A 7320-nucleotide genomic window follows, 5' to 3' on the forward strand; every position below is an offset into this window, starting at 1 on the left:
TTATTGCTTAGTCAATCGAGCATAAAAGAAGCCATCACCACCTGTTATCTCGGGAGTAATTTGTATTCCTGGGGTCTCTTGAGTACCTGTTCCAGAGAGCTTGGCATCCGGATTGCGTTTTAAAAATGCTTTAACTTGCTCGCTATTTTCATCAGGTAAAATTGAGCATGTGGCATAAACCAGAGTTCCACTTTTCTTTAAGTATGGCCAAGTAGCATCAAGTATTTCAGATTGAAGAGTCACTAACTGATCGATATCCTCATTTCTTCGTAACCATTTTATATCTGGATGGCGACGTATAACACCTGTTGCTGAACATGGTGCATCAAGAAGAATGCGATCAAATTGTTCTCCGTTAGCCCATTTGTGTGGGAAACGCCCATCACCCGTTTTAATGACAGCATTTAAATTAAGGCGCTGTAAGTTTTCTTCCACACGCTTAATTCTTTGTTCATCAATATCAACGGCAAGTACTTTGGCGTTTGGTGCCATCTCAAGTATATGAGTTGTTTTGCCGCCTGGTGCAGCGCAAAGATCAAGTATGTCTTCTCCATCACATGGCATTAATAATTCAGCACAGCCTTGTGCAGAACGATCCTGAATAGTAACCCAGCCTTTATCAAATCCGGGCAGTATATTGACAGAACAAGGGTTCAATAGACGAATTGCGTTGGGATGATCTGTGTCTAATTCTGCGGCTATATTGGCTTTTTGCAGCAAAGAAAGATATTGATTTGTAGAGTGATGTATCTGATTGACACGTAGCCACATTGGTGGTTTTTGATTATTCGCACCGACAATATGTTGCCAATTGTGAGGATAAGCTTTTTGAATACGAGTTAATAGCCATTTGGGATGTAAATAGTGACCGACATCATTAGATTGTTCGACTAACTCTTCTTGCTGACGCTGAAATTGTCGAAGAACGCCATTAATGAGTCCTTTCAATTGTGGACGTTTTAAACTGATTGTCCCATTAACTGTTTCTGCGATCGCTGCATGTGCCGGTATACGTGTATAAGTAAGTTGATACATTCCAACCATGATCAAATAGTGGAAAATGCGTTGCTTACCTTTCAATGGTTTTGCCATTAATTGGGCTATAAGCCATTCCAGCTGAGGTAAAACTCTCATTACACCAAAGCAGAGTTCCTGTAGGAGAGCTTTATCTTTATCGGATACTTTTTGTTGGAGTTCGGGTATAACAGTGCTAAGTGACTGTCCTTGCTCCAGCACTTGGCTAATCGCTTTTGCAGCGATGCTTCGCAGGTTATATGTCTTTTTCATGGCATGGTCAAAAGCTGAGTTTCATCAGCGTAATAATAGTAGTAAAGCGAGAAGATGCCTGTATGCTGACACCATACAGGCAATGAATGTTAGTTGATTTTGTTACCCGGAGTGAACCATTCGCGCTTAGAATTTAATAAATCGGCAGCCGACATTGCTTTTTTTCCCGGGGGCTGCAATTGAGTAATATTCAATATTCCATCAGTTGTAGCGACCTGAATACCCTTTTTATCCGCGTGGAGAATTGTTCCTGGGATTTGGTTAGATTTACCGCCAATAGCATGAGCTTTCCATACTTTAATGGGCTGTTCATTAATAAAGAAATAGCTTATTGGCCAAGGGTTGAATGCACGTACACAACGTTCGAGCTGAATTGCTGATAAATTCCAATCCATTCTGGCTTCATCTTTGCTGAGTTTTTCAGCATAAGTAGCAAGAATATTATTCTGACTTTCCGGCTGACTATTACCTGATGTTATTAGACTTAATGTATTAAGCAATGCATCGGAGCCGATATCGGCAAGTTTGTCGTACAGGCTCGCAGTAGTATCTTCGTTTGTAATTGGGCAGGTTGCTTTTAACAGCATATCGCCTGTATCAAGGCCTGCGTCCATTTGCATGATTGTTACCCCCGTTTCTTTATCTCCAGCCCAGATAGCACGTTGAATTGGTGCAGCACCGCGCCAATGAGGTAATAAAGAACCATGGACATTGAGGCACCCCAAAGGTGGCATATCTAATACCGCTTGGGGAAGGATCAAACCATATGCAACGACAACCATGATATCGGCTTGTTGCTCCATGATCCATTGCTGGCTTTCTTCTGTACGTAATGTTTTTGGCTGGAAAACAGGGATATGATGTTCTTCAGCCAATACTTTTACAGGACTTGGTGTCAGTTTTTTACCCCTTCCTGCCGGTTTATCAGGTTGAGTGAGTACACCGACAATTTGATGTTTAGATTTTAATAAAGCCGCCAAATGGTGAGCCGCGAAATCAGGGGTTCCGGCAAAAATAATACGTAAAGAATCAGACACTGTTATTTCCCGTAATGATAAAATTTACTTAGCCTTGGCTCTTAGTCGGTCAATTTTTTCGACTTTTTGGCGAATACGCTGTCGTTTTAACGGAGACAAGTAATCTACGAAGAGTTTACCGAGCAAGTGATCCATCTCATGTTGAATACAAATCGCCAACAGACCATCGGCTTCCAGCTCAAATGGTTGACCGTGATAATCAAGAGCCTTAATTTTGACTTGCTCGAATCGTGGCACAAATGCACGTTGTTCAGGAACTGATAAACAACCTTCTTCGATACCTGTTTCTCCTGACTCGGTTACTAGCTCTGGGTTAATAAGTACAAGTCTCTGGTCACGATTCTCTGAAACATCAATAACAACAATGCGTTGATGAATATCAACCTGAGTTGCTGCTAAGCCGATTCCTTCTTCTGCATACATCGTTTCGAACATATCATCGATGATACGCTGGATTTCTGCATCGACTTTTTCTACTGGCTTGGCAATTGTGCGAAGCCGCTCATCTGGATAATGTAATACTTGTAAAACTGACATATATGTTTAGAACTGCATCCAAAAAGTGAGTGATAATTAGCGCCTATTCTAGACATTTCCTGATTAGATTGACAGTATCGACTACAAATTAATCACGTATGCATGACAACATATTGAGTCAGGATGACAACAATGGAAATGATGGAAATATGGTTGAGAATGAAAATGGTATCTCACCTTTCAGTAGCAAAAGCAGTGTCTATAATTGAGCACCTACTGCAGGTTAAAAATATTACTCATGCTGTGATGAAAGATTGTGGCTTATCACCTACACAGTGTGTGCAGTTTTTAAAGGCAAATCCTTCTGTTTTGCTTTCCAGTCTTAATTGGTTGGAGCAATCAGGAAATCACTTATTAACCTTTTCTGATCCAGAATACCCTTCTTTGTTGAAACAAATTTATTCGCCTCCACTGATACTTTTTGTCTCTGGGAAAGTAAGCACATTATCTGAGAAACAAGTTGCAATAGTGGGTAGCCGGTCGGCAAGTTTTTATGGTGAAAAGTGGGGAAGAGTATTTGCTGGAGGGCTAGCGGAGAATGGGATAGTAATAACCAGTGGGTTAGCGGTTGGGATTGATGGTATTTGCCATCAGGCTGCTATTGATGCAGGGGGGAAAACCGTTGCTGTATTGGGGAGTGGACTTGAAAATATTTATCCTAATCGTCATCGAACTTTAGCCTGTTGCATTAAAGAAAATGGGGTTCTGGTTTCTGAGTTTTTCCCTGACACGCCACCTAAAGCTAAAAATTTTCCAAGACGAAACAGAATTATTAGTGGATTAAGTTTAGCGATTTTGATTGTAGAAGCTCATCAAAATAGTGGTTCACTGATTACAGCACGCTGTGCACTTGAACAAGGAAGGGATATTTTTGCATTACCTGGCCCACTAGGAAGGCCTTCGAGTGATGGTAATCACTGGTTGATCAAACAGGGAGCTTATTTAGCAACCAGTGTGATTGATATAATGGAACATATTAATGCTAATTTTCAATGGATTAATCTGGAAGAGGGCAATGAAAAACAATTTGAGCAAACAGAGTTGCCATTTGCTGAGGTGCTGGTTAACGTAAGTGATGAAGTTACACCTGTTGATATAATTGCTCAGCGCTCTTCTCTTCCTATTACAGAAGTCATGACTCAATTATTGGAGCTTGAATTAATGGGAAAAGTGGCTGTTGTTGCTGGTGGTTATGTTCGAGTGAATTGAAAAATTGAATTTTCTCTTAACTTGAACTTTATGGTTTTCCAATAAGTATCGTGATTAGTTTTCCGTGAGTAAGATATGCCTAAAAAAGTACCCTTTGCAGTAAAACAAACAGAATATTGCGCTGAATGTGGTGCTGAACTAGTGATCCGCAACGGGGCCCATGGTCCATTTTATGCTTGTTCCAATTATCCATCATGCAGTTATGTTCGGTCGTTAAAAATATCATCAGATGGACACGTTATTAAGGAACTGGAAGGGCAAATTTGTTCTAAGTGCGGTTCAACTTTGGTTTTACGGCAAGGACGGTACGGTATGTTTATTGGCTGTAGTAATTATCCAGAATGTAATCATATTGAGTTGATTGATAAACCTGATGACTCTTCAGTTAATTGCCCTCAGTGTCAGAAAGGTAAGTTGTTTCAACGTAAGTCACGATTTGGTAAAACATTTCACGCTTGTAATCGATATCCAGAATGCCAGTTCACACTGAATAATAAACCGGTACAAGGAGAATGTGAGCTTTGTCATTACCCCTTGTTGGTCGAAAAGAAAACCGCACAGGGTATTAAACTGTTTTGTGCTAGTAAATTGTGCAATAAGCAGCAATCCATTGAAACTGAGAAATAAAATGAGTAATGAAGCATCTCCTGCATTTGATTTAATTATTACGGCTTTAAAAGAAGAAAAAGTCATTGCTTATCCTACGGAAGCTGTTTTTGGATTGGGTTGTGACCCTGACAGTGAAAAAGCGGTTAATAAATTATTATTACTGAAAAATAGACCCAAGGAAAAAGGGTTAATCCTTATTGCTGATAGTTATGAGAGGTTATGTCCCTATATTGATGACAATCAGTTGGATAATGAGCAGAAAAGGACAATCTTCTCTTGTTGGCCGGGACCGGTGACATGGGTTATCCCAGCCAAATCTGTGACACCAAAGTGGTTGACGGGAAGATTCTCAACACTAGCTGTCCGAGTTACTGATCATCCTTTGGTCAGAGAACTATGTGCCCTTTATGGAAAACCTCTTGTATCAACCAGTGCAAATTTAACTGGGCTGGAACCATGTAGGAGTTCAGAAGAAGTTCGTCGACAATTCGGCAACGATTTTCCTGTACTGGAAGGGGAAGTGGGCGGACGTAAGAATCCATCAGAAATCAGGGATGCTTTAACAGGTAAACTATATCGGCAAGGGTAAGGGATAATGGATAAATTTGCGGTTTTTGGTAATCCGATTACACATAGTAAATCTCCTTATATCCATCAATTATTTGCCAAACAAACGGGTATTGAACACCAATATGGGAGAGTACTTGCTCCGTTAGAACATTTTGAACAAACATTGAAACAATTTTTTGAACAAGGTGGTTTAGGTGCGAATATTACCGTTCCCTTTAAGGAGCGAGCTTATGAATGTGCACATCAGTTGAGTGAGCGAGCTAAACATTGTGGTGCAGTCAACACATTCAAGCTAATTGAAAATAACCAGCTTCTGGGTGATAACACTGATGGGGTTGGGTTATTAGCAGATTTGCAGCGGCTTAACTTCATTAACAAAGGGCAGCATATCCTGATTATTGGGGCTGGTGGAGCAGCAAAAGGAGTTATATCTCCTTTACTAGACTTTGGGTGTACGGTGACTATTACTAACCGTACTTTTGCTCGTGCGCAGGGTATAGTGAATATGTTCTCCTCATTTGGTCATATTCAGGCAGTTGAAATGAAGTCTCTTCTGACCCCATATTTTGATCTTATTATTAATGCGACCGCTTCTGGCCTTGATGGAAGTGTACCTGAAATATCTCCATCAATTTTCCGTAATGGTGGTGCTTGTTATGATATGTATTATCAAAAAGGATTAACGCCTTTCCTTAGTTTTGCCAAGGAAAGCGGAGCCTCATTTTTGGCTGATGGATTAGGGATGCTAGTGGGACAAGCGGCGCATGCTTTTGAACTTTGGCATGGTGTCTTACCAAAAGTAGAACCTGTTTTAGCTGCTTTAAGAGAAGAATTACGTTTATGAATCAAGCAATTCAATTTCCTGACCGTGAAGAATGGAATGGGCAGGAAAACAAAGTTATCTTTCCTGCTATGGTCAATGGTTTATTGGTGCAGTGCCTGATCAGTGCTGATGAATTAACTCGACGTTATGGTAATGACTTTCATCCACTTGAGCTATTTCGCCAGTATCGTTGGGATTTGGAGGAAGAATTTGAAGAAATCATCCTACGTGGGCAGGATGATCAATTTGGATGCTATTCGTTACCGTCTGATATATCTGCTAAGTAATCATCTTTCCAGCGGACGTAGTTATTAGCAGAATAAAGCAGCCCTTCCAACTCTTCATGTTTGAGTTTTCGCACTTGTTTCACTGGGCTGCCTATATACAGATATCCACTTTCTAATATTTTTCTTGGTGGGACAAGACTACCAGCCCCAATAATGACATTGTCTTCAATGATGGAGCCATCAAGTAGAATTGAACTCATTCCAACAAGTACCCGGTTTCCTATCGTACAACCATGTAGCATTGCTTTGTGACCGACAGTGACTTCCTCACCTATGATTAGCGGGAAACCATTAGGATTATCAGATGATTTATGAGTTACATGTAGAATAGAACCGTCCTGTATATTGGTACGAGCTCCAATAGAAACATAATTGACGTCACCGCGGATGACGACGAGCGGCCAGATACTTACATTATCTGCTAATCTGACATCTCCAATTACAATAGAAGTAGGGTCTAGCATGACTCTTTGACCAATTTGAGGCCGCAAGTTTAAATAATTACGTAAAACGGTAGACATAAAAACCTCAATAGCAGTAAGGGAGGATAATATTACGTGGAATGTTATTGAGGGAAAGATCACCACGCAATGGTGAATTTGCATTAATTTCATCCTGATTGAGTGGTTTTTATATTGAAAAGCGCAAAAAGTGTCCAGTTGAAAATAAAATTGTAAAAAAGGGTTGTCAGAGCCGAAAAACTCCCTATAATGCGCCACCACTGACCGACGCTGAGCTGAGACGCGCCGCGAAGGACAGCGGAACGAAAGCGAAAATAAACGCTTGACTCCGGAGGCAAAAGGCGTAAGATACGCAGCCTCGCAACACGGAAGCCACTTCCGGTTGCAATCGCTCTTTAACAACATAATCAGACAATCTGTGTGGGCACTCGCAAGACACTATCAACAGCCGAAAGGCAAAAAAGATTCAAGTCTTGAAGAGTGACTGAAACAGTTAATTC

General features: G+C 40.7%; 9 protein-coding genes. 5 read left to right on the forward strand and 4 right to left on the reverse strand.

The features are described from left to right. The 3 genes from rsmB to def all read right to left on the reverse strand — a co-directional run bounded on the left by rsmB (position 1) and on the right by def (position 2861). Positions 1-1287 (reverse strand): 16S rRNA (cytosine(967)-C(5))-methyltransferase RsmB, encoded by a 1287-nt coding sequence (gene rsmB, locus AACX68_RS14885; protein ID WP_228859646.1) that lies wholly within the window; start codon positions 1285-1287, stop codon positions 1-3. A gap of 89 nt (positions 1288-1376) precedes the next feature. Further along, positions 1377-2324: a methionyl-tRNA formyltransferase gene (gene fmt / locus AACX68_RS14890; protein ID WP_228859647.1), complete on the reverse strand. Its 948-nt coding sequence runs from the start codon at positions 2322-2324 to the stop codon at positions 1377-1379. Positions 2325-2348: 24 nt separating this feature from the next. Next, complete coding sequence (def, locus tag AACX68_RS14895) at positions 2349-2861, reverse strand: peptide deformylase (protein WP_228859648.1); 513 nt, start codon at positions 2859-2861, stop codon at positions 2349-2351. A gap of 132 nt (positions 2862-2993) precedes the next feature. Between def and dprA the strand changes: the two genes are divergently transcribed. The 5 genes from dprA (at position 2994) to AACX68_RS14920 (ending at position 6359) form a co-directional block, all read left to right on the forward strand. Next, positions 2994-4070, forward strand: coding sequence for a DNA-protecting protein DprA (dprA, locus tag AACX68_RS14900; protein WP_228859649.1), 1077 nt, complete (start codon positions 2994-2996; stop codon positions 4068-4070). Between the two features lie 75 nt (positions 4071-4145). Then, the gene (locus tag AACX68_RS14905) at positions 4146-4697 is read left to right on the forward strand and encodes a DNA topoisomerase family protein (RefSeq protein ID WP_228859650.1); all 552 of its coding nucleotides are present in this window, start codon (positions 4146-4148) and stop codon (positions 4695-4697) included. Position 4698: 1 nt separating this feature from the next. Beyond that, complete coding sequence (gene tsaC, locus AACX68_RS14910) at positions 4699-5268, forward strand: L-threonylcarbamoyladenylate synthase type 1 TsaC (RefSeq protein WP_228859651.1); 570 nt, start codon at positions 4699-4701, stop codon at positions 5266-5268. A 6-nt stretch (positions 5269-5274) separates the two neighbouring features. Beyond that, entirely contained in the window at positions 5275-6093 is an 819-nt protein-coding gene (gene aroE / locus AACX68_RS14915; protein ID WP_228859652.1) for a shikimate dehydrogenase, read from the forward strand. Then, positions 6090-6359 carry a DUF1488 family protein gene (locus tag AACX68_RS14920; RefSeq protein ID WP_228859653.1) on the forward strand — a complete coding sequence of 90 codons (270 nt, stop codon included), beginning with the start codon at positions 6090-6092 and terminating at the stop codon, positions 6357-6359. The genes aroE and AACX68_RS14920 overlap by 4 nt, the downstream gene beginning before the upstream one ends. Here AACX68_RS14920 and AACX68_RS14925 read toward each other — a convergent pair. Then, positions 6326-6880 (reverse strand): gamma carbonic anhydrase family protein, encoded by a 555-nt coding sequence (locus tag AACX68_RS14925; RefSeq protein WP_228859654.1) that lies wholly within the window; start codon positions 6878-6880, stop codon positions 6326-6328. The two genes, AACX68_RS14920 and AACX68_RS14925, sit on opposite strands and share 34 nt — an antisense overlap. Positions 6881-7320: the final 440 nt, after the last annotated feature.

The organism is Xenorhabdus sp. PB61.4 (assembly GCF_963894935.1).
Classification (GTDB): Bacteria; Pseudomonadota; Gammaproteobacteria; order Enterobacterales; family Enterobacteriaceae; genus Xenorhabdus; species Xenorhabdus stockiae.